The sequence below is a fragment of the Butyricimonas sp. Marseille-P3923 genome (genome assembly GCF_900184685.1).
Taxonomy (GTDB): domain Bacteria; phylum Bacteroidota; class Bacteroidia; order Bacteroidales; family Marinifilaceae; genus Butyricimonas; species Butyricimonas muris.
In genome coordinates this window covers 232,588-255,217 of sequence record NZ_FXXL01000004.1, presented here as the reverse complement: position 1 = coordinate 255,217, position 22,630 = coordinate 232,588, and the positions used below count along the sequence as shown (strand labels likewise).

Sequence of the window (22,630 nt, the reverse complement as noted above, 5' to 3'; positions counted from 1 at the left end):
CATGAACGAATTACATGAATGGCTGAAAGCGCACCGCATCGCTTACCGGCCCATAGACCGTGAAGTGGTCGAAATTGAAGGGCTCGGCAAACTGTTCCTCGCGGACCTTTCCGGGGTGGAGTCGATTTTCCGTGTGCGAGGCGCAGAGGTGGAATTCAACCTGATGGAACATCCGGAGGTGCTGCTGTCCGAGGGCATCGAATACGTCGTCTTCCCGTTCGGGGACAACTGGTACTACTACTCCCTCCGGGAGGGCTTCGGGTTGAACATCCTCAAATACGTGGGGCGGCGGGTTCCCTGCAAGCAGAAAACCCCGTTCGTGAACTTAGGTGTCCATACCCCTTATGAACTGCTAAATGCCTCGGGTGATGTGTCGCAGTGGGTACGGAAAGCCGTGTGGATGGGCCATACCGCCCTCGGCATCTGCGACCGGAACACGATGGGTGCGACGTTGGCGTTGCAGAAAGCCTGCGACAAGGCCGGCATCCGTCCCGTCATCGGATACACCTGCACGCTGGCGCATGAGGGCGAGAAAGTGGAGGTGAAAATCTACTGTCAGAGCCAGCGCGGACTCAGGAACCTGTTGCGCATCCAGAAAGCCGTCATGGTGGATGCTGCGGACGCGACCGTCCCGCTTCCCGAACTGCTCCGCCGGGGCGAAGGGAACGTGCTGGTGTTCGGCAAGCTCTCGCCGTGCTGGATGGAAAAGAATCTGCATGTGGTCAAGGCCATTAAAGACACCTTCGATAAGGTGTTCTACCAGGTGGATTTGTCGGAGTACAAGGCCGAGCGGCTGGACGCCGAGGTGCTGAAGGCTGCCGCCCATTTCTTCCACACCTTCTACGACGAGAAGAACGACAGTTTCTTAGTGGAGCCGATACTCATCGCCGACTGCTACTATCCGGACAAGGACGACGCCCGCACGAAAACCGTGCTCAACAAAATCGCCACGGGTGCCGCCCATGCCCAGAGCGACGACCAATACTTCAAAGACATCGACGAGCACTATACCGCCGTCCGTGCGCTTTTCGACGGCGAGCGGTGGAACACGGACGCGCTCTTCGAGCGGATGTGCCGCCACACGGTGGAGATTGCCGAGGGTGCCGAAGCCCGTTACCAGACCGAGCGGAACTACATGCCCCGCTACGACATGACGGCGGAGGAGCGGCAGCGTTACGGCGATACGCATACGATGTTCCTTTCCCTGCTCGAAGAGGGTTTTTCCAAACTGGTACCCGCCGAACAAAAGGACAAGTACAGGAAGCGACTCGATAAAGAGATCTACATTCTCGAATCTACAGATAACATTGACTACATGCTCGTGCAGTACGATACGGTAAACTGGGCACGTCGCAACGGTATTCTTGTGGGGTGCGGGCGCGGTTCGGCAGGAGGTTGTCTGGCTTTGTACCTGTTGGGTATCACGCTTATCGACCCCATCCGGTACAACCTGCTCTTCGAGCGTTTCCTGCTGCCCGAGCGTGCCGGGCTCTATCCGGCCAAAGCGACCAAACTTGTCGGAACGATTGCATCTACGAGCTACGTGAAACTATGTTTGAGTAATGGTCAGACAGTGCTTTTTGACCGCGATGCCCGGTTGGCGGTACGCCGTGGCGAAAAACAGATCGAGGTCTATGCCGATGAGCTTCGGGAGGGGGATGATATCCTGTTCGACAATCGGGATTTACTATTTGAAATCAACAAAGATATGCGATATGGAAGATGAAATATGGAAAGATATACCCGGTTACGAAAAGTGTTATCAAGTCAGTAATTTCGGGCAAGTACGAAGCCTGGACAGGATAGTGCTCGTGCAGAATAGAAAAGAACGTCTGCTCAAAGGCCATATCCTGACTCCCGCTCAAGGCAGAACATCCCCTTATTTTCAGGTACAATTAAGTACACGAAACAACACCAGACACTTTCTGATTCACCGGCTTGTCGCCAGTGCTTTTTTACCGGATTGGAATTCAGTCCTGGAAGTCAATCATAAAGACGGCAATAAACTGAACAACAGAGCCGATAATCTCGAAATGTGCACGCGGAAAGAAAACTATCGACATGCCATAGAACAGAATCTGAAAAGAGATTACGGTGAGAACCATGCCCACGCGAAATTAACAAACGAGGAGGCTTGTCAAATTCGGTTATTACACTATCTGTGGGGTATCCGCCAAGTCGAACTGGCCGGTATGTTCGGCGTGTGCAAACAGGCAATATGCAACATCGTGAACAATAAAACCTACGTCCGATGAAAATAGAATCAATAAGGAAGATTGAATCCCGGCACATTGTAAAAGCGTATGATTGTGAGGTCGGTGACGGTTATCTTCAAGGTTCCGGTAAAACCATGAGCGACGTGGACATCGACTTCCAGTCCGACCGCCGGCAGGAGGTCAAGGAGTATTTGGAGCGTCGGTACAACACCGACGGGCGACAGCAGGTCTTCTCCGCCGGTACGCTCACGACCCTCAAAATGAAAGCCGTGCTGAAAGATGTCAGCCGCGTACACCGTGTGCCGGTCAGTGTGGTGAACTACATCACGGCCATCTTCGGGGACGACAACATGACCTGGACCGACCTGTTCAAGTTGGCCGCCACCAACAAGAAAGTCCGGGACTTCATCCTACGGTACCCGAGGGTCATCGAGGACATTCGGCCGCTTATGGGTCAGCCCCGTTCCGGTTCCGTCCATGCCTCGGCCATCATCATCACGCCCAAGCAGCAGGACGGCGAGCCGATGGAGTGCTTCGACTACACGCCCATCAAGAAAGTGGACGACCTGCTCATTTCCGAGCTGGACGGATACTCCATCGACGAGGTCGGGTTGCTGAAAAACGACTGTCTCGGCATCAAGGAGCTGTCGAAAATACAGGCGGTCATCGACATCTGCAACCGGGAATACGGTGCGGGGCTCTCCTTCGAGGGTATCGTGCGCAGCGGCTTGGACGACGAGAAGACCTTCCGTATCCTGTCGGAGGGCTACACGCAGAACGTCTTCCAGTTCTCCTCGCCGGGCATGACCCGCTTCCTGCAAGACATGCGGCCGCAGTGCATCGGCGACCTGATTGCCGCCGGAGCGTTGTACCGTCCGGCGACGCTCGATTCCGGTTCGGCCGAAAAATACCTGCTCTGCCGCCGTGAGGAAGTGGCCCCCGTTTATTTGTGGGGAACCTACGATGCCTTGAAAAACACTTACGGCGTACTGGTCTTTCAGGAACAGCTCGCCCAGATGGCGCGTGAAGTCGGCGGTTTCTCGCTGGCCGAGGGCGTGCGGCTGCTGAAACTCATCTCCAAAAAGAAAATCGATGTCATCCGCGCCATGAAGGAGAAGTTCATGACGGGAGCTGCCGCCAAAGGGTGTCCCAAAGAAGATGCGGAACACATCTGGGAAATGATCGAAGCCGGCGGCGGTTACCTGTTCAATGCCAGCCATGCCACCGCTTATGCCGTCACCAGCTACGTGGGAGCCTATCTCAAAGCCAACTATCCGACAGCGTTCTACACCGTGGCATTGCAGTGGGCCGACGACAAAGAAATCCCGTTGCTGATGTCCGAGATGGAGCTCTGCTCGAAAGCCCGCATCGTGCCGCCCGAAATCAACACCTCCCGGCAGGTATTCTTCACCGACTACGGCACGGATGAAATCTTCTGGTCACTCGGCCGCATCAAACAGCTCGGAGCCAAAGCCGTTGCCTGCATCGTCGAGGAACGCGAGAAAAACGGTCCTTACACCTCCATCGAGCACTTCATCCACCGGATATTCCGGTACAAATTGAAGAAATACGCCTACTGGGACGACCCCGACAATGCTGAAGAATCCGTGCGGGTACCGGTCAATGCCCGGCATGTGCGGAACATGATTCTGTCTGGATGCTTCGACAAGGTGGAAGGTATCGGTACGGTGACGGAGCGTTACGGTCTGCTTGCCCGTGCAGCGGCAGAATTAGGCTTCACGCTTTCGGAGAAAGACTTCCCCGAGGAGCTGGTCGGGCGGCATTACTTTTGGAGCCGCCAGCAGATTGCCGTGTCGGGCATCGGTTCGGTGGACTACCGCCGCATCTTCGAGGCATCCGAAGCCCGTGCGCTCGTGAAAGGCAAAGCCTCCTACCTGAGTCTGCACGACGTGCTCGACCCGGCCAGCGACGGACGGCGTGCCGCCGTATGCGCCTCCGTCACGGAGCTGTCCGAGCACACGTACAAAGACCGGACGAGCGGCGAACGCAAGCGGTTTATCAAGCTGACGCTCCAGCAGAATAACGACGTGGCGGAGATGGTCTGCTGGAGCGAGACCTGCGAAGCCCATCGGGAGGAAATCTCCGCACTGAAAGACCGTATCGTCATCGTGTCGGGGATGGTCAAGTACAGCGACTATTCCGGCACAAACAACCTCCAAAGCACCAAATCGACTATCATTCATATCGTATGAGAATCAACTTATTCGGATAATATGGCAACACCCAAGACAGAACAAGGAATCTATACGGCCGTCGTGCTCGACTTCGAGACCGGCGGTCTGGACTGCACGCGCTGCGCCTGCACGCAGATCGCCATGCAGGCCGTGCGGCTCGACACCTTCGAGGTGCTGGGACGCTATGCGAACTATATCGCCCCTTACGACAAGCAGCCTTTGGGCGGGGCACCCAAACGCAAAGTGCTCAAGACACGTCGGGAGATCGAACAGGAGAGCACCTCCGAATCGATGAACTACGAGGCCGCCGCGCTGAACTACACCGACATCACGATGGACCTACTGCGGACACGGGGCATCCTCTTGAAACAGGTGGCGGCGGATGTCATCGACTTCGCCCGCAAACATACCCTGTGCAAGGGCGTCCGTTACAAGCCCGTGCTTATCGGGCAGAACATCCCGTTCGACGTGGGCTTTCTCCAACAGATGATGGCTTATGCCGGGTTACAGAAAGAGTTCGCGCAGGTATTCGCCGGCACGACGGATTTTTACGGGAACTTCCAGCCTCATTACTTAGACACCATCGACCTGGCACGGCTCTGTTTAGCCGCCGATCCGCAGGTCACGTCCTACAAGCTGGAGCTGGTGGCCGAACGTCTCGGCATCGAACTGGACGATGCCCACGATGCCGATGCCGATGTGACGGCCACACGGGAAGTGGCCGCTCTGTGCAGCCGCCGTCTGCGGCAGAACGGGGATACGGATATTTCGCAGCAGCGGACACCGAAGATGAGGAACCATTTCAAAATCTGAAGTTATGGAAGAGAAGAAAGGAGACAAGATAGAACGGGTCACGTTCCGGGTGGAAGACCGCATGACCTACGGGATACTGAACTACGACGGCAACGAGCTGATGGCCGCCATTACGGGGTATGACCTGAACGTGATGTTCAACATGCGGCTCATCAACTCGCTGGCAGATGCCGAAGCGTGTGCCGACGCGCTGGCCGATGTGTTTTACCAGACACTGATGGAGCAGCTTATCTCCAGAAAGGCGGATTTTATTCAACCGCCGAAGCCGTAATTCTCTATTCTTTTTCAAACGACAATGTGATGAAAAAGAAAGATAGCGATAAGACGAACGAGGTGCTGCCGGCGGTGCCTGTCCCTTTGGCGGACAAGCCGCTGACCGAAGAGGAAGACAAGTTCTGCGAGCTGTACGTCTCCGGCGGTCCGCTCTATGCCGGCAACCACCGCAAGTGTTACGAGGAGGTGTTCGGCAAGGGCAAGAACGTACCCATCGCCAGCCGTCTGCTGCTGGGGCGTCCGCATATCTCGGCCCGTATTCGGGAGATGATTGACAGTGTGCAGTTCGACGTCGAGACCATCGCCACCCGGTTGCAGGTGGCCGAGACACTCAAAGCGGTGATGAGCGAAACCTCCTCGGCCGAGTACACCGACAAATTCGGCGTGCCGCTTTCCCCGGCACCGTTGCGTGCCGTAGCCGTCAATGCCGCCAAAGCCCTCATGGAGCTTTATCCCATCAAGTGCTCGCAGGAAACCAAACTCCGTATCGACGGCGGTGAGGGCGGCGTAGTCTTCAACGTCATCGTACCGCAATCCACGCCCCATGAGTGAAAATAGGAACCGACCGAAGTTCAGCCGCCGCACGGCGGAACGGGTGATTTACATCCTCGTTATCCTCGGGCTGTTGTTATACGGTCTGCTACGGGACTCCGAGGTCGCCGCCCGGCTTATGGAGGCCATTACGAATGCTTTTTCCATCTTAATACAAAATCCATCATGACACAAGTAAGAAACTTCATCAGCGACAACTTTCGGACGATTATCATCATCGTCTCGTTCGTCGTGACCCTCTATGTGCAGCATGTCAGCAACACCGAGCATATCAACGAACTGACACGCCGCTGCCAGACGCTGGAGCTGAAAGTACAGGACCAGTACGAACGCATCGACGCCATCAAGCTCGACAAGGCTGTCTTCGAGGCCACCATGACCCAGTTCACCTCCTTGCAGACTGACATCCGGGAAATGCGGGAGGACATCAAGGAACTCTTAAAACACAACCGATGAGCAGATGGATATTGTCTGTTGCGCTCCTCCTGTCCGCCGGGCATATCCGGGCGCAAGACGCACGCTTCGAGTCGGCCGTGGCCTGTATCAAACATTACGAAGGCATGCACGACCACCGCCATCTCCCGTATGTCGGTTACGGGCACAAACTCCTGCCGGGCGAATCGTTCCCGACAATGACCGAGAAACTCGCGGACTCGTTATTGCGTGCCGACCTGAGAAAGAAATGCGCCGTATTCCGCCGTTTCGGAGCGGACTCCCTGTTGCTCGGCGTGTTGGCCTACAATGTGGGTGAATACCGGCTGTTAGGGTACGAAAAACGGCCGAAAAGCCGATTGGTGTGCAAGCTCGAAGCCGGAGACCGGGACATTTATTCCGAGTATGCGGCATTCTGCCACTACAAAGGGAAAGCCGTACCCTCCATCCGGAGGCGACGCGAAGAAGAATTCAAAATCCTATTCATCAAATAAAAAGCGTTATGATTGCAAGAAATTCAAAAGTGAAGATAGTGGCATCGTCCCAGCTTACGGAGATGATGCTGGAGGAACTGGTCGGGAAAACGGGTGTCGTGTCGGAAGACCTCACCGGTCCCGAACGTCGCGGATGCAAGGGGTATATGGTGTTTCTCAAAGACCCGTACCAAGAGGAATACGAGTGGTTCATCCCCGCCGAATCGGTCTGCCATGCGTAAGAGTACCCTGTATCTGAGCCTCACCGTGCTGTTGCTCGGTGGGGCTGTCGCAGTTCTATGGCAGCGCAACGGCTATCTCAAGGAGGAACGCAACCGCTACCGGAGCAATACCGAGGCGTTGCTGTCGGATATGAAGCGCATCCGGGTGGATTCGACGACGATGGCGGTGGATGTGAACGCGCTGCGGTTGCGGGTGGACGAATACAAGCGGCTGCGTGCCGAGGATGCTGAGAAAATCAGGCGGCTCGGGGTGAAAATCAAACACCTCGAAGCGGCGGCACGGCATGAGGTCGAGGTAGCCGGACCGATAGATGCCGTGATACGGGACACAGTGGTTGTGCGGGATACAGTGCCGATTCTGCGCCAGAGGGTGGAGATGATCACGCCGCACATCCAGCTTACAGGAATCATCGAGGACAACCGGCTGCGGGGTGAGATACGGGTGCCGGTTACGCTACACCAGGCGGTGTGGATGGAATATAAGGGCTGGTGGTTCTGGCGGCGGGTAAAGGCCGTTCATCAGACCATTTCAAGTGACAATCCGTATGCGGAAATACGGTATTCGGAGTATATATTCGTTAAATGAGCCATCTAATTATTCGAGTACCGATTATGAGGCTTTATTCGCCTATGTTGAAGAAGTATATCGTGACGAAGGGTATGCGGAAAATCGTTTTCGTAGAACCACGTAAACTAAAACAAATTCGATTGTTTTATAGAAATCATTGAGGGCAACCGACTGCGAGGTGAAATACGGGTGTCAGTGATACTTCATCAAATAGTAAAGAGTAATAAACTATAATTTGCCAATTGCCCTGACGCCCCCCCCCAAAAAAATCAAATCGTATATCAATACGTTAATTGATTCCTCTTGCCATCTGTCTCAGTTTAGAAGGAGAGTGTCCAAAATGCCGTTTGACGTATTTCCCGAAAAACGAAAGGTTATCGAATCCCAGTCTAAATGCGATTTCCTTGATTGTCAAATTCGTGTTGAACAAGTGATACCGGATATCTTCGTTGGTATATTCTTCAATCCATAAACTGGCCGATTTCCGACTGACTTTCCTGCATATCACTGAAAGGTATTTGGGGGTCAGACACAATTTGTCGGCATAATATTTAAGCGGACGATGTTTGACCGGCGTATCTGACAATACCTCCAAAAAGCGGTTGAAATGCACTTTCGTCTGAGATTCATCGGCTTCTTCCGGCAGGTTGTGCGCTTCCATATTGGAAAGCATCTCCAGCAGGATGGCATGTATTATCGAGCGAATGATCTCCCTGTGATAGGGCTGGGGTGCGCCGGTTATTTTTGAAAGAATAAGCCGATAGTAATACTGCATCTGCTCCTCCAAATCTTTTCCCGACGGCATAGTGTACGCCTTGTAAATATAAATCATTCGGTTCCATTGGTCGATATGTTCCCGCATCAGATCCGATACGATCCTAACGGATAGTTTCAACATGACGATACTTGCATCCACGCCGACCAGAATGTTGTCGATATAGCTGTTGGGCAGAAACGTGATATTCGTTTCCGCATGAACCGTATGGCTTTTCCCGTTGATGTCCATTTGTAACCGTCCCTGCCGGCAAGCCAGAAAAACGTAGGAATCCATCTTCGCCCCGTTGTATTCTGACAAATCACTTACATCAGTCATCAGTGCGACATCCTCATCAATGTAGTATATATCCTTTATTTCCATATTACGTCGAATCTCAACAGCAAATATACCCATTCTTCGTGTCTTGCGAGGTATTATGAGTGTCCTATTTTGCTCCATGGTTCTATTTTTACCACTCTTGTATCCAGAACGAAAACTTCCTCTCAGATTAAAAAGCGGATTTTTGCTAAAAAATTCAATGACATAAATAGATGCGATATGAAAAAACAGTCGATTTTGATTTCAATGGTAGCTGTGCTCTTATGCGCCTGCGGCAGTAAGAGTGAGCGAAAAGAGTCCCCGACCGTCAAGGTCGAAACGGAAACGGTAGTCGCTGTGAGCGACTACATGGTAAAACCCTATGTAGGACAGGTCGAGGCCAACAGCGCCTCTTCCGTCAGTTTTCCCACTGCCGGTACGATCAAACGGATTTACGTCGATGAGGGGCAACGGGTAAACAAAGGTCAGCTGCTGGTCGAGATAGACCCGATGATACTGCAAAAGGCGTTACAGTCTGCCGAAGCATTGTTTTCGCAGGCACAGGACGCCTATGAGCGTATGAAATTTCTGCACGACAACAACAGCTTGCCCGAGATACAATGGGTCGAAACGCAGAGCCGGCTTTCGCAGGCACAGTCGGCATACGACATTGCTCGGAAAAACCTCGCTGACAGCCGTCTGCTCGCGCCCATCAGCGGTGTGATAGGCCGCAAGTTCGCCCAGACTGGAGAGACGGTCATGCCGGCTCAACCCGTGATGACCGTACTCGACATAAACAAGGTAAAAGTGAATGTATCCATTCCGGAGAAAGAGATCGGTGGCATACACGCGGATACGGAGTGCGGCGTGTACGTCGCGGCTCTCGACGGGGCTTCGTTCAAGGGCGGACGTATCGTGAAGAGCGTACAGAGCGACCCCATGACGCATACATATCCCATCAGCATTCACGTGGACAATCCCGGAGGCCGGCTCTTGCCGGGAATGGTCTGCGACGTGACGTTCGGGCAGACGGGCACCCCGGCTCTCTCGGTTCCCATTACCGCTGTCATGGCGGGCACGGGCGATTCCCGTTATGTCTGGGTCGTGGAAAACGGAACGGCAAAGCGGAAGGACATCCGGACGGGTATGGCCTATGGCGGGCGTATCGTCGTCACGGAGGGCTTGCAGGCCGGAGATAGCGTCATCGTGAAAGGGATGCAGAAATTGAGTAACGGAAGTAAAGTGTCAGCGCTATGAGCAAGGAAAAGAACAGCCGGTGGGTGGCGTGGATGATGCGCAACTACCGCCTCACCTTTCTGGTCGTGGGGCTGATGTTTATCTTGGGAATTTATGGACTGGATAAAATGCCGAAAGCGGAGTTTCCCGATTTCACCCTGCGGACGGGTGTCGTGGTAGGTGTCTATCCGGGGGCCACCAGCGAAGAGGTGGAAGAGCAGCTCGTAAGGCCGCTCGAACGCTACCTGTTCACCTTCAAGGAGGTGAAGCGTGCGAAAACCACCAGCACGAGCCAGAACGGGATTTGCAGCGTCATGGTGGAGCTGAATGACGACGTGGACAACAAGGATGAAGTATGGAGCAAGATCAAGCATGGGTTGAACTCGTTCAAGAGCACTTTGCCGCAAGGTGTGGCGGATGTGGTGGTAAATGACGAGTTCGGCGACACGTCCGCGCTGCTTGTCGCCGTCGAAAGCGACAGCCGGGATTACCGGCAACTGGAAAAGTATTGCGACCTGATAGGCGACCGCCTGCGGACATTGCCTTCCGTCTCGAATGTGCGCATTCTGGGGAACGTGAAGGAGCGGATTTCCGTCATCGTCGATTACAATCGGCTGTCGGCATACGGCATTGGCAGCCAGCAGTTGGCCGATGCTTTGTCCGCGCAGGGCATCACCACCGTCAGCGGAAGCGTGAGCGGCTGGCAGAAGGACATGCCTGTCCATGTGTCGCCCGCCTTGCGGGGCGAAGATGAAATCGCCGAACTGATTATATACAGTGACGCCGACAACCGGGTAGTCCGGGTAAAGGATGTGGCGCGTGTGGAGCGCGGGTACGACCTGACGGACGGTTTCATCGAATACAACGGGCATCGCTGCGTCATCATCTCGCTGGAAATGCTGGCTGGAAACAATATCGTGCAATACGGGCGGGACGTTGAAACCATGCTGGCGGAGATCAAGGCCGCCGAACTGCCGGAGGACGTGAGCATACACACCATCAGCGATCAGGCCGGTGTGGTTAGTGCCAGCGTCAATTCATTTCTGCGCGACCTGTTCATCTCGATGGCGGTCATCATCCTCACAATGATGATCCTCTTCCCGTTGAGCTCGGCACTGGTCGCCTCCACTGCCATTCCCGTAACGACGTTCATCTCGGTGGGCATCATGTATCTGGCCGGTATCCCACTCAACACGATTACGCTGGCAGCCCTGATTGTGGTGCTCGGTATGGTCGTGGACGATTCAGTCATCGTCATCGACGGATATCTGGAATACCTGAACACGGGGATGAGCCGCTGGCACGCCGCCTGCCGGAGCATCTCGACCTATTTCATGCCTATGCTGCTGGCCACGGCCTGTATCAGTGCCATCTTCTTCCCGTTGTTGCTTACCTGTACGGGGCAGAAAGGCGATTTTCTACATGACTTCCCGATTACCATCGCCATCAACCTGATGACCTCGCTGTTCGTGGCTCTGGTAGTCATTCCGATCCTATTAGTAACGCTGATTAAAAAGAAAACCCATAGGGAAGGTCATAAAAGCATCACGGATCATGTGCAGGAAATATACGATCGGCTGCTCGGCTGGGTCTTCCGTCATGCGTGGCTGACGCTGGGCATGGCCGCCGCCGTCCTGCTCTCCACGGTGTTCTATGCCGGTGAGGTCAAACGGCGCATGATGTCCTGCTCGGAACGTGACCAGTTCGCCGTAGAAATCTACCTGCCGAAAGGAACGGGACTGGCCGAAACAGTCCAAGTGGCCGATTCGGTCTATGCCGTGTTGAGCAGGGACGAACGAGTGCGTGCCATCACCTCGTTCAAAGGTTGTGCATCGCCCCGCTTCCAAGCCTCCTACACCCCGAAGCAAGGCGGAAAGAACTATGCGCAGTTCATCGTGAACACCACCTCGAACGAGGCCACGGAGCAACTCGTGGACGAATACACGGAACGGCTTTCGGAAGCCTTCCCGAATGCTTTTGTCAAGTTCAAACAGTTGGATTCCCAAGTGTTTCAGGCATTGGAGTTCCGTTTTTACGGGGAAGAACTGGATTCTTTGCATTGTGCCGCCGGACAGCTTATGGACTACATGCGCCGCAATCCCGACCTGATGTGGGTGCGCACCGACTTCGAACAGCCGGAACCGATCGTGGAAGTTACGCCGGACGAGATAGCCGCCGCGCAGTTGGGTATCAGTCGCCAGTCCCTCTCGCTCGGCCTGATGTCGCAGATCGATGCCCGTCCGGTAACGACCCTGTGGGAGGGGGATTACGGAATGCCGGTCGTGTTGAAAGATGACCGCTGGGACGATGCTGGATTCGAGGACTTCGATCATATCTACCTACAACCGATGACCTCTCCCTCAAAGGTGCAGTTGCAACAGGTAGCCGGAGTGTCCCCCAAGTGGAGCGAGGCGAAAATCGTCCACCGTAACGGAGTGCGCTGCATGACTGTTACGGCAGAACTTCCACGAACCATGACAGCGGAGGACTTCGCCCCTGATTTGCAGCGGTTCGTAGAGGAAGAGATGCGCCTGCCGCAGGGTGTCACGACCGAGATAGGCGGAGAAATAGAAAACGACGAGGAGAGTCTGCCGCAGCTCGGGGCGGGTCTGTTCATTGCTATGATTATCATTTTCTTCTTCCTGCTGTTCAATTTCAAGAAATACAAGCTGACGTTCGTCTGCATGTTGGCCGTCATTCTGTTCATCCCCGGAGCCATGTTCGGACTTTTTATTACCGACACTACGATGGGATTGACGACCATCTTCGGGTTCATCACGCTTATGGGGCTTATTATGCGTAACGAGATTCTCATTTTCGAGCACGCCGAGGAAGGGATGAAAAACGGGCTGTCGGCACGCGAAGCCGCGTTCGAAGCGGGCAAGCGACGTATGGTTCCCATTTTCTTGACAACGGTAACGACTGCCGTAGGTGTCGTGCCGATGATCGCTGCGGGTTCCGCCATGTGGAAACCCGTGGGTATCACGATTCTTTTCGGCGGGCTGGGTGCGCTCGTACTGGTCGTTACCGTGCTGCCGGTCATTTATTGGAAAATTGCGGGTAAGCGAGAGCGGAAAGGAGCTTGCTCCGTTTCAGCCGAGCGGAAGCATTTTGAACGAAGTTAAGATTAACGAAAAAAGAAAATGAACATGAAATACTTATTAATCTCGCTAATTCTGCTCCCCTTGACGGGAACGGCACAGACCTACACGCTTGAAGAGTGCTGCCGTCTGGCATTGGAGCAGAACGCAAAAATAAAAACGGCGACGAACGACCGTTCTGTCGCAGTGATGGAAAAGAAAGAAGCCTTCACGAATTTTCTGCCTTCGGTTTCACTGATGGGCGGAGCCATGAAAGCCGATGACGCCATGTTGCAGATGGCAATGGGAGACCAGACCATGAAACTGATGGACGGGGGAATGTACGGCAGTGTGATGGCATCGCTTCCCATCTATGCCGGAGGAAAGATTCTGAACGGTCATAAGCTGGCCGAGTTGGGTGTCGAAATAAGCGAACTGCAACTTCATCAGACCCAAAACGAAGTGAAGCTGACGGTTGCCAGGTACTATTGGCAGATTGTCGTCCTGACCGAGAAGCTGCGGACACTCGAAAGTGTCAGAGAGTTGTTGGATAACATGAACCGCGACGTGAACCATGCCGTTGAAGCCGGTATCCGCAAGCGCAACGACCTGCTTCAAGTACAGCTCCGCAAGAACGATACGCAAAGTGCGTTCATCGACGTGGAGAAGAATTTGGAAGTATGCAAGATGCTGTTGGCGCAGTACATGGGAGTGGAATCGGATAAAGTGGAAGTGGCAATATCGCTCGACACGGCACCCGTTTCTCCCGATGCGCTGTTCGTGAATCATACCGACGTCCTCGAAACAACACCCGAATACCGCCTGCTGCAAAAGAATGTGGATGCAGCCAGATTGCAAAAACGGATGGCTTTGGGAGAATACCTGCCCACCGTTTCTGTCAGCGGCGGATATATGTATCAGGACTTCATGGGGCCTTCGCAGAACTCATTCATAGGCATGGTCAGCGTGTCGGTTCCTATCTCATGGAAAGCCCCGTACAGCGTCAAAAAGCAGAAATACCGGTATAGGAATGCGGTGACGAAACTCAACGACGGCGGGGAGCAGCTCATAATCCGCATGCAGAAAACGCAGAATGATTTGCAGAGTGCTTATCAGCAGGTACTTATCGCCCAAAAATCTATCGATCAGGCTGCGGAAAATCTGCGTCTGAACGAGAACTATTACAAGGCCGGGACTTCGAGCATGAGCGATTTGCTGGATGCAGAAATGCTGTTCAAGCAGAGCAAAGACAAATATGCGGAGAGCTATGCGAATTATGAAATAAAGAAAACGGAATATCTACAAGCGACGGGTAGGTAAGCTGTTTGTCGAAATATGATATATATCCCGATTACTGAATCTCCAATGAATAAAAAAGACTTGATTCGTACCATTTCTCAGGAACTCGAATTGCCTATTTCGCAGAAAAAAATAACTTTGGTGCTCGATAAGGCCGTCGAGATAACCAAGCGCACCCTTGCGACAGGTGAGTCTATGAAATGGTCGGGTTTCGGTTCTTTCGTTGCCAAGGACATTTCATCGAAACGGCTTTACTCTCCTTCATTGAAAAAGTATATCGTAACCGAAGGGGTACGGAAAGTCGTTTTTGTGGAGCCACGTCGGAGGAAATAAGGTTATAGGATTCATTTATGAAGCGACCTCGGTACTATCAGTGCCGGGGTCGTTTTGCTGTAACCGTTTCCGGCTGCCGTACCGCTATTCTTTGATGTAACTCTAACTGCATCAAAGAATGAAACTGCTTCTCAGACGCAAATACAAGGCGGAAAACTATACCATCGGCGACCTGTCAATCGACGGGCGTTTCTTTTGCCATACCATCGAAGACAAAGTCCGTGAATTGCCTGCCCGGTGCCCCGATACGCCGTCGGGACGCTCGTGCCGCTGCAAGGAGAAAGTGTATGCCCGCACGGCGATTCCGGCCGGCACCTACAAGGTGACGATGGAATACAGTGCGCGGTTCAAGCGGGTGCTGCCGTACCTGCATAATGTGCCGCATTTTTTAGGCATTCTGATTCACAGCGGTAACACGGAGGCGGATTCCGCCGGGTGTATCATCGTGGGGAAAAATACGGTCAAGGGCAAGGTCACCGAATCGCGCAAGACATCGGACGCTCTGAACGCCCTGCTTGCAAAGGCTTCTGACATTGAAATCGAGATTGTGGAAGCATGGCGTTGAAGAAACTGAAGGCTCCCGAAAGTCTGAAAATCGACTTTTGCCCGTCGCCCAAGCAATACGAACTCTGGAAGCTGCTCCAGCCCGAATGTCCGTTGTGCGGCGGCGAGGTGGAACAGATGCTTATCGGGTACGACGCCAACCACAATCCACGTTACAAACCTTACTGCAAGCGTTGCAATAACCAAAACATTCCGCAGTTGGTTTTGGGCGGCGGAGCTGCGGGCGGTGGTAAGTCGTTCGTATCCAGCGTATGGCTTGTGAGCAGTTGCATCCGCTTCCCGGATATCCGTGCCGTAGTGGCCCGAAAGACGCTGAAAAGCCTGAAAGAATCGACGTGGAACACCATCCGCATGGTCATCAAGCAGTGGGGATTGGTGGAAGACGAACACTACCACATCAACAATGTGGCCGGTACGCTGCGGTTCTGGAACGATTCGGTCATCATCATGCTCGATTTGGCCGATCAGCCGTCCGACCCCAACTTCGAGCGGTTCGGTTCGATGGAGGCGACGATTGCCGCCTGCGACGAGGTGTCAGAGGTCAGCCAGAAGGCCATCGAGGTGTTGTTCTCGCGTTTGCGCTGGAAGACCCACGAAACCTTCAAGGTCTCGAAAATGCTGCTCACGACAAACCCCACGACCAACTGGATACGGGGACGGTTCGTGCAGGACGACAACGGCGACCGGGTGACGCTCCGTGAGGGCGAAGCCTACGTGCCGTTCTCGGTGTTCGACAATCCCGACATTGCTTTCCGCCAGACCTACGAAGCCGCCTTGAATAAAATCAGCGACCAGGCGACGAAAGAGCGGTTGCTTTACGGCAATTGGGACTTCGTGGAGGCCAACGACATGGCTATCTACAACCGATTCGATGGAGCCGTGCATTTGATCACGGGGCTGAAAGAGCGGGTGTACGACCCGACTCGGCCGCTGATTACCGTGTGGGATTTCAATGTGGCTCCGCACATGAGTGTGCTGCTTGCCCAAATCGACTACGACACGCGGAAAGTTTACATTCTGGAAGAGGTATTGGGCACGGCTGCCGCCAAAGAGAACAACACACCGGCATTGGCCCGCCGAATAAAAAAGAAACTGCTTTTGGATAAACAGATAGGCGGTGTGGACGTAACGGGCGACCCGGCAGGATTGCAACGTTCCACAGCGTCCGAGGACGGTATCAACAACTTTACGGTCATCTCGGAAATGCTCGGACAAGGAGTGCTGCATCCCCGCGTGAAGCTACTCAAGAAACAGCCTCCCCAGATTACGCGGTGCGAGTTCGTCAATGAACTATTTGACGGTTATAACGGCTGGGAGCTGCGCATCGACCTGCGCTGCCGCAAACTGACGGAAGACCTGATATACCAGACGAAAAACGAGGACGGCACCAAGTCCAAGCAGAAGGTGACCGACCCTAAAACCGGTGTAAAATACGAGAAGTACGGCCACCTGTCCGACTGCTTAGATTACCTGCTCTGCTACTACCTGCGGGATAGCTGGCACAAGTACAAAAACGGCAATACGGGAAACTACCAGGTGGTATCGACGGCAATGCTTCACGAAGGATTCAACTATTAAAGAAAAATACTATACATGTACAGAAGATTTCTTAATAACGAGGACTATTTGGGCATCATCACGCAAGAGGCCCTTTCGCAGATGACCAGAGGGAACAGCGACCGGTTTATCCAGGCGGAGGAGTCGGCCGAGATGAGCATTGTGGAGTACCTGTCGGAGAATTACGAAATCGAACAGGAGCTCGGCAAGGGCAAATATATCGCGGAATACGACCGCCGGATTACGTTCCCCGTGGGAGCGCATATCTACCATGAGGGGACGATTTGCGAGGTTATCCGCTCCATGAGCGGCTACAAAATGCCGGCGGTGAAGACCTACTGGCAGGAGCACGTGGATGTCAATTTGGACACGGCGACCGTCGAACGTTATTCGCAGTTCGGCACCTATTATCCGAATGACCTCGTACTGTACAACGATGTAGTATATGTCTGTATGGTCGAGAACGGGTATAAATTCGGCGAAATCCGCATTCCGATGGTCGAGGGCTGGTTGGAGGCGGAATATACCTTATGGCAGCCGATAAACTACCTTCTGTGGGACGTGGTAGAGTTCGAGGGAGCGTTCTATACTTTGATGAGCATGGACGGATTCGACAATAACGTCACGCCGATGGAATCCGACTGCTGGGGAGCCATTGCGGACTACGATCCCGCCTATAATGAATATGAGTTCTCGGAACACGAATATGTGGTGTACGAGGGACGTGTGTTTTATCCCGGAACAGATGTCAATGCCGACCTGCCGCAGCGAGGAGTGAACCTCTCGCCGCATGATCCGCGCAACTACAACTTGAAGAAACACATGGTGCGGCTGGCGTTGTACGAACTGACGAAACTCATCGCTCCGAACAACGTGAGCGTGGTCAGGATGCGGGATTACGAGGATTCGATGAAGTGGCTTGCGGATGCGGCGAGGTTGCGGTTGAATCCGCAGATTCCCCGAAAGGTGGCGGAGGACAATAAGCCCGTGACGGACTGGCAGCTCGCTACGTTCCAGACGGACTATGACCCGTGGAAAAATCCGTGGATGACATAAAAACGATTGCTAATTTTGTGCTGATACTCAATGTTATATCATCTAAACGGACAAAAAAAGAAAGATTCGACGACAAAAAACCGCACGATTGTTTGGTAGATTTAATCGTTTATCGTAATTTTGCGATGAATTAAAAATGAGAAGTGATTATGGCATATAGTAAAGCACAGCATTTTGAAGACCGGGACGTGATGGCTGCCCGATATGCCAAAGCGTTAAGTCACCCGGCAAGAATAGCAATTCTCCGGTTGCTCAATAAACAAAGTTCCTGTTATTGCGGCGATTTGGTCAATGACTTGCCTATTGCACAGGCAACAGTATCGCAGCATTTGAAAGAGTTGAAAGATGCGGGGCTGATTGACGGAGAGATAACACCGCCTAAGGTACGTTATTGCATCAATCGTGAGAACTTTGAACAAGCTCGATTGTATTTCAAAGATTTATTTATGTAATTTTTCTATTTATAACCAGTAATCGCATATCAACGATTAGATTTTTTATGCTGCACATCATCGTATATTTACAATATATAATAAACTAAAAATAGGAAATATGAGTAACAAAAAAACAGTCTGGTCAACAGAGGCAGGTATTCTGTCCTCGGTGTTGGCATTTTTAGGAATCGTAAGTTGTTGTGGCATGCCCATTCTTGCGGGTATTCTTGCAGCATTCGGAATTGGAGCTTCGCAGCTTTCGTTCTTCGCCGAGTATCGGGGATGGTTTATTGGATTTGCCATAGTATCACTCTTGTTCGGTTTTTACCAAAGTTATTTCCGGTCGTGTGCCTGCTGCGGAAGTGATTCGGAGGAAGCCAAACGAAAGAAAGCGCGTTCCATAGCTATTCAGCGGGCATTCCTGTGGATTGGAGCAATGATAGTAGCCGCACTGCTTTTTGTCGGCAGAAGAGGGGAAACAACTTCTTCGGGGTGCTGTTCTACACAATCACAAACGGAAATAACTCCTTCAGGTTGCTGCGGAAATATAGAAAACAGTGATAACGCAGAAGAACCGTCTTCTTGTTGCGGCTCGCCCCAGCCGGCAACGTGCTGTCCATCGGAAACAGAGCGTAATCCATCTAATAGTTGTTGCGGAAATTAACTTTTGAAAATGACAAATAATTCAATCTGATTTAGTTTTTAATTCATAAAATCATTCATACATGAACTCTTTAATTGTAACATTAGAATACTTTGTATTCATCACGTTTGAGCTAATCGCGCTGTTCATGCTGATCAGCGCGGCAGTGGAAATCATCCTGATGTACATCCCGCAAAAAAAAATCAAGAAATGGCTTTCTGGACGCGGCATTTTAGGTAATGTGATGGCAGCCGGATTCGGTGCGCTGACACCGTTCTGCGCTTGTTCCACTATACCAATGACTGTAGGGTTTCTCAATGCCGGTGTACCTTTCGGCAGCACGATGTCGTTCCTGATTGCCTCACCGTTGCTTAATCCTATCATCATCGGTATGTTCGGAGCGATGGTCGGTGTAAAGGCAATGATAACCTATTTTATCCTTGTGTTTATAGCCTCGGTATTGTTTGGTTTTGTGCTTGAAAAAGCAGGGATGCAGAAATATGTCAAGAATGTCCGGTTGAAAGGCGGAAACGATGAACCGGGTGAAAATAAACGGGCATGGCCGCTGAAAAGAAAGTTGAAAGAAGCATTCTCCGGTGCTTGGGGAAGTCTGCGTCCTATCATGGGTTACTTGCTGATTGGTGTCGCACTCGGTGCAGGCATTTATGGATATATGCCGCAGGATTTCGTATTGAAAATCGCCGGGCCGGACAATATCTTTGCCATCCCTGTTGCAGCAGTACTGGGTATTCCGCTTTACATACGTGCAGAAACGGCTATTCCTATTGGCGTGGCATTGATGTCTAAGGGAATGGGTATCGGTACAGTCATTGCTCTGATTATCGGAGGTGCTGGTATGGCTATTCCCGAAATGACGATGCTTGCAAGTATTTTCCGCAAGAAATTGGTTGCCGCTATCATTACTGCAATCTTTTTGACTGCTGTAATATCGGGATATCTATTCAATATTTTGCTATAGTTTGGCTTGCCAGCAAATAGCCATAATACGGATTGTGAAGCCTAAACTTGGTTTTGGAACAATAATTTTAGGCTTTTTGAAAAAAATGTGCCGGAAATATTTTGTGCATTTGAGGGATGTTTGTAATTTTGCGAACAACAAACAACAGTGAAGATGGAAAATAAAGAATATACAACAAGACAGGAACAACTTGCACGTTTTGCCAAAGCGATGGGGCATCCGGCAAGAGTGGCTATCCTTGAGTTTTTAGCGGGGCAGAGTTGCTGTTTTTTCGGCGACATCCACGAAGTGTTGCCTATCTCGAAAGCGACAGTTTCTCAACATCTGAAAGAGTTGAAAGATGCAGGGCTGATACAGGGTGAGATAGAAACACCGAAAGTGAAATATTGCATCAATCGAGAAAATTGGAAAATCGCTTCCATGATTTTTTCCGAATTTTTCGGGCAATGTATGTATAAAAAAGGAAATTGTTGCGAATAGCGGCAATTTTTTTGAAATCAATGTTCGTAGTTTGGCGAAATACAAATATCTATAATACAATGAAAAAGGCATTTTATTTATCAATTGGATTGGTAATGGCAACAATTACGGGAATGGCTCAAAATCACTGGCCAGAACATTCCGTACAAGATTTGAGAGGTCGTACTCATTCGCTCTCGGACTATGCTTCTGAAAAAGGAGTTACGCTATTCGTTTTTTGGAAAACCTGTTGCCCCAATAATATCACAATGATAGATGAATTGAATGAAGTCTGGCAGGAATATGATAATTCGGAAAAACCGATAAAAATAGTATTGGTTTCTGTTGATGACCAACGTACTGCATCACGAGTCAAGCCGATAGTCGGCAGTAATGGTTGGTTATGGGATGTTGTTATGGATAAAAATGGAGATTTAGCCAGAATATATCATATCACAATGCCGCCACAATGGGTAGCTGTTAATTCTTTTGGAAAAATCATATATCGAAGCAAGGTGACGAACGGAACATTGGATTCCGCCATATATTTTGACGAATTGATAACTGAAATGAATAAAACCAATTAAAACAAGAAAAAAGTAATGTTAATGATGGCCATGTGCCTCGGAATGTTTGCCTGTGGTAACAGCAATGCAAAAAGTAACAAGGCAACAGAAGAACAATCACAAAAAGACCGTGTGGAAGTTCTCTATTTTCACGGCAAACAGCGTTGCGCTACCTGTATGGCGATAGAAAAGAATGCCAAAGAAGCGGTAGAGGCGCAATTTGCCGATGAACTGAAAAACGGAACGGTCGTTTTCAAGGCAATCGACATTTCCAAAGCAGAGAACGAGAAGATTGCTGAAAAGTATGAGGTTACTTGGTCGTCTCTTTTCGTCTGCAAATGGAAAGACGGGAAAGAGACGCATGAAAATCTGACGGAGTACGCCTTCGCCAATGCCCGAACTGCCCCCGATACGTTCAAGAGCGGAGTGATTGAAAAAGTCAAAACGTTATTAAAATAGAACTTATGGAATGGTTACAGACATTGTTGGATAGCAGCACAACTCCTGCTTTGACTGCATTCCTATTGGGGTTGCTCACGGCAATATCTCCATGCCCTTTGGCTACGAACATAGCCGCTATCGGATTCATCAGTAAAGATATTGAAAACCGTCGCCGGATTTTCAGAAACGGGCTTTTATATACGCTCGGTCGTATCGTCTCCTATACGGTGTTGGGTGTCGTGTTGATTTTGGTATTGAGAGAAGGGTCAAGCCTGTTCGGTATCCAGAAGTTTATCGGGAAATACGGAGAACTCATCCTTGGGCCGGCTTTGGTATGTATCGGTTTGTTCATGTTGTTCGGCAGCAAACTCAAACTGCCCTCTTTCGGTTTCAAAGGTAACGGTGAGGGGCTGGCTCGCAAAGGTGGCTGGGGTGCCTTGTTGCTCGGAATATTGTTCGCGATGGCATTCTGTCCTACCAGCGGCGTGTTCTATTTCGGTATGCTGATTCCAATGTCCGCAACGGCAACCGCAGGCTATCTTTTGCCTGTACTTTTCGCTATTGCTACTGCACTGCCTGTCTTGATAGTTGCTTGGATATTAGCATTCAGCGTACAGCACATCGGTAGCTTTTACGGTAAGATGCAGACGATTCAAAAGTGGCTGAATTGGATTGTCGGAGTCGTGTTTATGGCTATCGGTGTATATTATTGTGTGGTTATGTATTTATAAAAGGTAATAATATGGAAACTAAAAAAGAAAACAAAAAAGGATTTTGGGCATCGTTATTCTCTCCGAAGCCCTGCTCATGCTCATGTGGCAACAACCTGATTATAGAGGAAGAGGAAAAACCGGCAGCCTCTTGTTGTTGCGAAGACAATGCCGCGACGACAAAAACGGGCATAAAAGAAGTAAAAATATTGGGGCCGGGCTGCGCCAAATGCAAATCGACCTATCAGGTTATCGAGAAAGTAATCAACGAGAACAATCTCGATGTAAAGCTCACGAAAATCGAGGATATTACAGAAATCATGAGCTATAATGTAATGGGAACCCCAGCGGTTGTAGTGGATGAGGTTGTGAAAATAAAAGGGCATGTTCCGTCAGAGAGTGAGATAAAACAGATATTCGGTATTTAGGATGTG

27 protein-coding genes are annotated in these 22,630 nt (G+C 51.4%); 26 read left to right on the top strand and 1 reads right to left on the bottom strand.

The features are described from left to right. Position 1 precedes the first annotated feature (1 nt). Genes CS948_RS02760 through CS948_RS02715 form a run of 11 tightly spaced genes read left to right on the top strand, consistent with a single transcriptional unit; the run spans position 2 to position 7,782 of the window. Positions 2–1,726: a PHP domain-containing protein gene (locus CS948_RS02760; RefSeq protein WP_099290226.1), complete on the top strand. Its 1,725-nt coding sequence runs from the start codon at positions 2–4 to the stop codon at positions 1,724–1,726. After that, positions 1,716–2,255: an NUMOD4 domain-containing protein gene (locus CS948_RS02755; RefSeq protein ID WP_099290225.1), complete on the top strand. Its 540-nt coding sequence runs from the start codon at positions 1,716–1,718 to the stop codon at positions 2,253–2,255. Before CS948_RS02760 ends, CS948_RS02755 begins: the two co-directional genes overlap by 11 nt. After that, complete coding sequence (locus tag CS948_RS02750; protein ID WP_099290224.1) at positions 2,252–4,429, top strand: hypothetical protein; 2,178 nt, start codon at positions 2,252–2,254, stop codon at positions 4,427–4,429. Before CS948_RS02755 ends, CS948_RS02750 begins: the two co-directional genes overlap by 4 nt. A 21-nt stretch (positions 4,430–4,450) precedes the next feature. Then, positions 4,451–5,224, top strand: coding sequence for a PolC-type DNA polymerase III (locus CS948_RS02745; RefSeq protein ID WP_099290223.1), 774 nt, complete (start codon positions 4,451–4,453; stop codon positions 5,222–5,224). A gap of 4 nt (positions 5,225–5,228) precedes the next feature. Continuing rightward, positions 5,229–5,495 (top strand): hypothetical protein, encoded by a 267-nt coding sequence (locus CS948_RS02740; RefSeq protein WP_099290222.1) that lies wholly within the window; start codon positions 5,229–5,231, stop codon positions 5,493–5,495. Positions 5,496–5,524: 29 nt separating this feature from the next. Next, positions 5,525–6,049 (top strand): hypothetical protein, encoded by a 525-nt coding sequence (locus CS948_RS02735; protein WP_240053675.1) that lies wholly within the window; start codon positions 5,525–5,527, stop codon positions 6,047–6,049. Continuing rightward, entirely contained in the window at positions 6,042–6,218 is a 177-nt protein-coding gene (locus CS948_RS21555) for a hypothetical protein (protein ID WP_176554886.1), read from the top strand. Before CS948_RS02735 ends, CS948_RS21555 begins: the two co-directional genes overlap by 8 nt. Continuing rightward, positions 6,215–6,505, top strand: a complete 291-nt coding sequence (locus CS948_RS02730; protein WP_099290221.1) for a hypothetical protein — start codon at positions 6,215–6,217, stop codon at positions 6,503–6,505. Before CS948_RS21555 ends, CS948_RS02730 begins: the two co-directional genes overlap by 4 nt. Next, positions 6,502–6,975 carry a glycoside hydrolase gene (locus CS948_RS02725; RefSeq protein ID WP_099290220.1) on the top strand — a complete coding sequence of 158 codons (474 nt, stop codon included), beginning with the start codon at positions 6,502–6,504 and terminating at the stop codon, positions 6,973–6,975. The genes CS948_RS02730 and CS948_RS02725 overlap by 4 nt, the downstream gene beginning before the upstream one ends. 8 nt (positions 6,976–6,983) lie before the next feature. Further along, the gene (locus CS948_RS02720; RefSeq protein WP_099290219.1) at positions 6,984–7,196 is read left to right on the top strand and encodes a hypothetical protein; all 213 of its coding nucleotides are present in this window, start codon (positions 6,984–6,986) and stop codon (positions 7,194–7,196) included. Then, complete coding sequence (locus CS948_RS02715) at positions 7,189–7,782, top strand: DUF6549 family protein (RefSeq protein WP_099290218.1); 594 nt, start codon at positions 7,189–7,191, stop codon at positions 7,780–7,782. Before CS948_RS02720 ends, CS948_RS02715 begins: the two co-directional genes overlap by 8 nt. Positions 7,783–8,053: 271 nt before the next feature. On the opposite strand, the gene CS948_RS02710 is transcribed toward CS948_RS02715, so the two are convergent. Continuing rightward, positions 8,054–8,902 (bottom strand): helix-turn-helix domain-containing protein, encoded by an 849-nt coding sequence (locus CS948_RS02710; RefSeq protein WP_176554885.1) that lies wholly within the window; start codon positions 8,900–8,902, stop codon positions 8,054–8,056. Between the two features lie 177 nt (positions 8,903–9,079). Here CS948_RS02710 and CS948_RS02705 point away from each other — a divergent pair, with 177 nt between their 5' ends. The 15 genes from CS948_RS02705 to CS948_RS21815 all read left to right on the top strand — a co-directional run bounded on the left by CS948_RS02705 (position 9,080) and on the right by CS948_RS21815 (position 22,624). Continuing rightward, positions 9,080–10,096 carry an efflux RND transporter periplasmic adaptor subunit gene (locus CS948_RS02705; protein ID WP_099290216.1) on the top strand — a complete coding sequence of 339 codons (1,017 nt, stop codon included), beginning with the start codon at positions 9,080–9,082 and terminating at the stop codon, positions 10,094–10,096. Further along, positions 10,093–13,200: an efflux RND transporter permease subunit gene (locus tag CS948_RS02700; protein ID WP_255301834.1), complete on the top strand. Its 3,108-nt coding sequence runs from the start codon at positions 10,093–10,095 to the stop codon at positions 13,198–13,200. Before CS948_RS02705 ends, CS948_RS02700 begins: the two co-directional genes overlap by 4 nt. Before the next feature lie 24 nt (positions 13,201–13,224). Then, the gene (locus tag CS948_RS02695) at positions 13,225–14,475 is read left to right on the top strand and encodes a TolC family protein (RefSeq protein ID WP_240053686.1); all 1,251 of its coding nucleotides are present in this window, start codon (positions 13,225–13,227) and stop codon (positions 14,473–14,475) included. Between the two features lie 45 nt (positions 14,476–14,520). Then, positions 14,521–14,787: an HU family DNA-binding protein gene (locus tag CS948_RS02690; RefSeq protein ID WP_176554884.1), complete on the top strand. Its 267-nt coding sequence runs from the start codon at positions 14,521–14,523 to the stop codon at positions 14,785–14,787. A 118-nt stretch (positions 14,788–14,905) separates the two neighbouring features. Next, positions 14,906–15,352 (top strand): DUF5675 family protein, encoded by a 447-nt coding sequence (locus CS948_RS02685; RefSeq protein WP_099290213.1) that lies wholly within the window; start codon positions 14,906–14,908, stop codon positions 15,350–15,352. Further along, positions 15,343–16,929 carry a phage terminase large subunit gene (locus CS948_RS02680; RefSeq protein WP_099290212.1) on the top strand — a complete coding sequence of 529 codons (1,587 nt, stop codon included), beginning with the start codon at positions 15,343–15,345 and terminating at the stop codon, positions 16,927–16,929. The genes CS948_RS02685 and CS948_RS02680 overlap by 10 nt, the downstream gene beginning before the upstream one ends. A 15-nt stretch (positions 16,930–16,944) precedes the next feature. Then, positions 16,945–17,964, top strand: coding sequence for a hypothetical protein (locus tag CS948_RS02675; protein ID WP_099290211.1), 1,020 nt, complete (start codon positions 16,945–16,947; stop codon positions 17,962–17,964). A 149-nt stretch (positions 17,965–18,113) separates the two neighbouring features. Further along, on the top strand, positions 18,114–18,416 hold the full coding sequence (locus CS948_RS02670; RefSeq protein WP_099290210.1) for a helix-turn-helix transcriptional regulator: 303 nt from the start codon (positions 18,114–18,116) through the stop codon (positions 18,414–18,416). A 187-nt stretch (positions 18,417–18,603) separates the two neighbouring features. After that, on the top strand, positions 18,604–19,062 hold the full coding sequence (locus CS948_RS21550; RefSeq protein ID WP_176554883.1) for a MerC domain-containing protein: 459 nt from the start codon (positions 18,604–18,606) through the stop codon (positions 19,060–19,062). Between the two features lie 61 nt (positions 19,063–19,123). Continuing rightward, complete coding sequence (locus CS948_RS02660) at positions 19,124–20,020, top strand: permease (protein ID WP_099290208.1); 897 nt, start codon at positions 19,124–19,126, stop codon at positions 20,018–20,020. A gap of 153 nt (positions 20,021–20,173) precedes the next feature. Beyond that, positions 20,174–20,500, top strand: a complete 327-nt coding sequence (locus CS948_RS02655) for a helix-turn-helix transcriptional regulator (protein WP_099290207.1) — start codon at positions 20,174–20,176, stop codon at positions 20,498–20,500. Between the two features lie 59 nt (positions 20,501–20,559). Beyond that, the gene (locus CS948_RS02650; protein WP_176554882.1) at positions 20,560–21,066 is read left to right on the top strand and encodes a TlpA disulfide reductase family protein; all 507 of its coding nucleotides are present in this window, start codon (positions 20,560–20,562) and stop codon (positions 21,064–21,066) included. A gap of 21 nt (positions 21,067–21,087) precedes the next feature. Then, a complete protein-coding gene (locus CS948_RS02645) occupies positions 21,088–21,504 on the top strand; it encodes a nitrophenyl compound nitroreductase subunit ArsF family protein (RefSeq protein WP_255301833.1) in 417 nt (138 codons plus the stop codon). 5 nt (positions 21,505–21,509) lie between these two features. Beyond that, positions 21,510–22,217, top strand: a complete 708-nt coding sequence (locus tag CS948_RS02640) for an aromatic aminobenezylarsenical efflux permease ArsG family transporter (protein ID WP_099290205.1) — start codon at positions 21,510–21,512, stop codon at positions 22,215–22,217. A gap of 170 nt (positions 22,218–22,387) precedes the next feature. Continuing rightward, a complete protein-coding gene (locus CS948_RS21815) occupies positions 22,388–22,624 on the top strand; it encodes a thioredoxin family protein (RefSeq protein ID WP_227225891.1) in 237 nt (78 codons plus the stop codon). Positions 22,625–22,630 lie beyond the last annotated feature (6 nt).

What these genes read in the sequence shown, in the direction of transcription:
- CS948_RS02640 (WP_099290205.1), top strand. Translation starts at nt 21,510, where the DNA reads ATGGAATGGTTACAGACATTGTTGGATAGCAGCACAACTCCTGCTTTG.
- CS948_RS02675 (WP_099290211.1), top strand. Translation starts at nt 16,945, where the DNA reads ATGTACAGAAGATTTCTTAATAACGAGGACTATTTGGGCATCATCACG.
- CS948_RS02645 (WP_255301833.1), top strand. Translation starts at nt 21,088, where the DNA reads ATGATGGCCATGTGCCTCGGAATGTTTGCCTGTGGTAACAGCAATGCA.
- CS948_RS02735 (WP_240053675.1), top strand. Translation starts at nt 5,525, where the DNA reads ATGAAAAAGAAAGATAGCGATAAGACGAACGAGGTGCTGCCGGCGGTG.
- CS948_RS02760 (WP_099290226.1), top strand. Translation starts at nt 2, where the DNA reads ATGAACGAATTACATGAATGGCTGAAAGCGCACCGCATCGCTTACCGG.
- CS948_RS02710 (WP_176554885.1), bottom strand. Translation starts at nt 8,902, where the DNA reads ATGGAAATAAAGGATATATACTACATTGATGAGGATGTCGCACTGATG.
- CS948_RS02745 (WP_099290223.1), top strand. Translation starts at nt 4,451, where the DNA reads ATGGCAACACCCAAGACAGAACAAGGAATCTATACGGCCGTCGTGCTC.
- CS948_RS02725 (WP_099290220.1), top strand. Translation starts at nt 6,502, where the DNA reads ATGAGCAGATGGATATTGTCTGTTGCGCTCCTCCTGTCCGCCGGGCAT.
- CS948_RS21550 (WP_176554883.1), top strand. Translation starts at nt 18,604, where the DNA reads ATGCCCATTCTTGCGGGTATTCTTGCAGCATTCGGAATTGGAGCTTCG.
- CS948_RS02670 (WP_099290210.1), top strand. Translation starts at nt 18,114, where the DNA reads ATGGCATATAGTAAAGCACAGCATTTTGAAGACCGGGACGTGATGGCT.
- CS948_RS02680 (WP_099290212.1), top strand. Translation starts at nt 15,343, where the DNA reads ATGGCGTTGAAGAAACTGAAGGCTCCCGAAAGTCTGAAAATCGACTTT.
- CS948_RS02660 (WP_099290208.1), top strand. Translation starts at nt 19,124, where the DNA reads ATGAACTCTTTAATTGTAACATTAGAATACTTTGTATTCATCACGTTT.
- CS948_RS02750 (WP_099290224.1), top strand. Translation starts at nt 2,252, where the DNA reads ATGAAAATAGAATCAATAAGGAAGATTGAATCCCGGCACATTGTAAAA.
- CS948_RS02740 (WP_099290222.1), top strand. Translation starts at nt 5,229, where the DNA reads ATGGAAGAGAAGAAAGGAGACAAGATAGAACGGGTCACGTTCCGGGTG.
- CS948_RS02715 (WP_099290218.1), top strand. Translation starts at nt 7,189, where the DNA reads ATGCGTAAGAGTACCCTGTATCTGAGCCTCACCGTGCTGTTGCTCGGT.
- CS948_RS02755 (WP_099290225.1), top strand. Translation starts at nt 1,716, where the DNA reads ATGGAAGATGAAATATGGAAAGATATACCCGGTTACGAAAAGTGTTAT.
- CS948_RS02650 (WP_176554882.1), top strand. Translation starts at nt 20,560, where the DNA reads ATGAAAAAGGCATTTTATTTATCAATTGGATTGGTAATGGCAACAATT.
- CS948_RS02720 (WP_099290219.1), top strand. Translation starts at nt 6,984, where the DNA reads ATGATTGCAAGAAATTCAAAAGTGAAGATAGTGGCATCGTCCCAGCTT.
- CS948_RS02695 (WP_240053686.1), top strand. Translation starts at nt 13,225, where the DNA reads ATGAAATACTTATTAATCTCGCTAATTCTGCTCCCCTTGACGGGAACG.
- CS948_RS02705 (WP_099290216.1), top strand. Translation starts at nt 9,080, where the DNA reads ATGAAAAAACAGTCGATTTTGATTTCAATGGTAGCTGTGCTCTTATGC.
- CS948_RS02730 (WP_099290221.1), top strand. Translation starts at nt 6,215, where the DNA reads ATGACACAAGTAAGAAACTTCATCAGCGACAACTTTCGGACGATTATC.
- CS948_RS21555 (WP_176554886.1), top strand. Translation starts at nt 6,042, where the DNA reads ATGAGTGAAAATAGGAACCGACCGAAGTTCAGCCGCCGCACGGCGGAA.
- CS948_RS02700 (WP_255301834.1), top strand. Translation starts at nt 10,093, where the DNA reads ATGAGCAAGGAAAAGAACAGCCGGTGGGTGGCGTGGATGATGCGCAAC.
- CS948_RS02690 (WP_176554884.1), top strand. Translation starts at nt 14,521, where the DNA reads ATGAATAAAAAAGACTTGATTCGTACCATTTCTCAGGAACTCGAATTG.
- CS948_RS02655 (WP_099290207.1), top strand. Translation starts at nt 20,174, where the DNA reads ATGGAAAATAAAGAATATACAACAAGACAGGAACAACTTGCACGTTTT.
- CS948_RS02685 (WP_099290213.1), top strand. Translation starts at nt 14,906, where the DNA reads ATGAAACTGCTTCTCAGACGCAAATACAAGGCGGAAAACTATACCATC.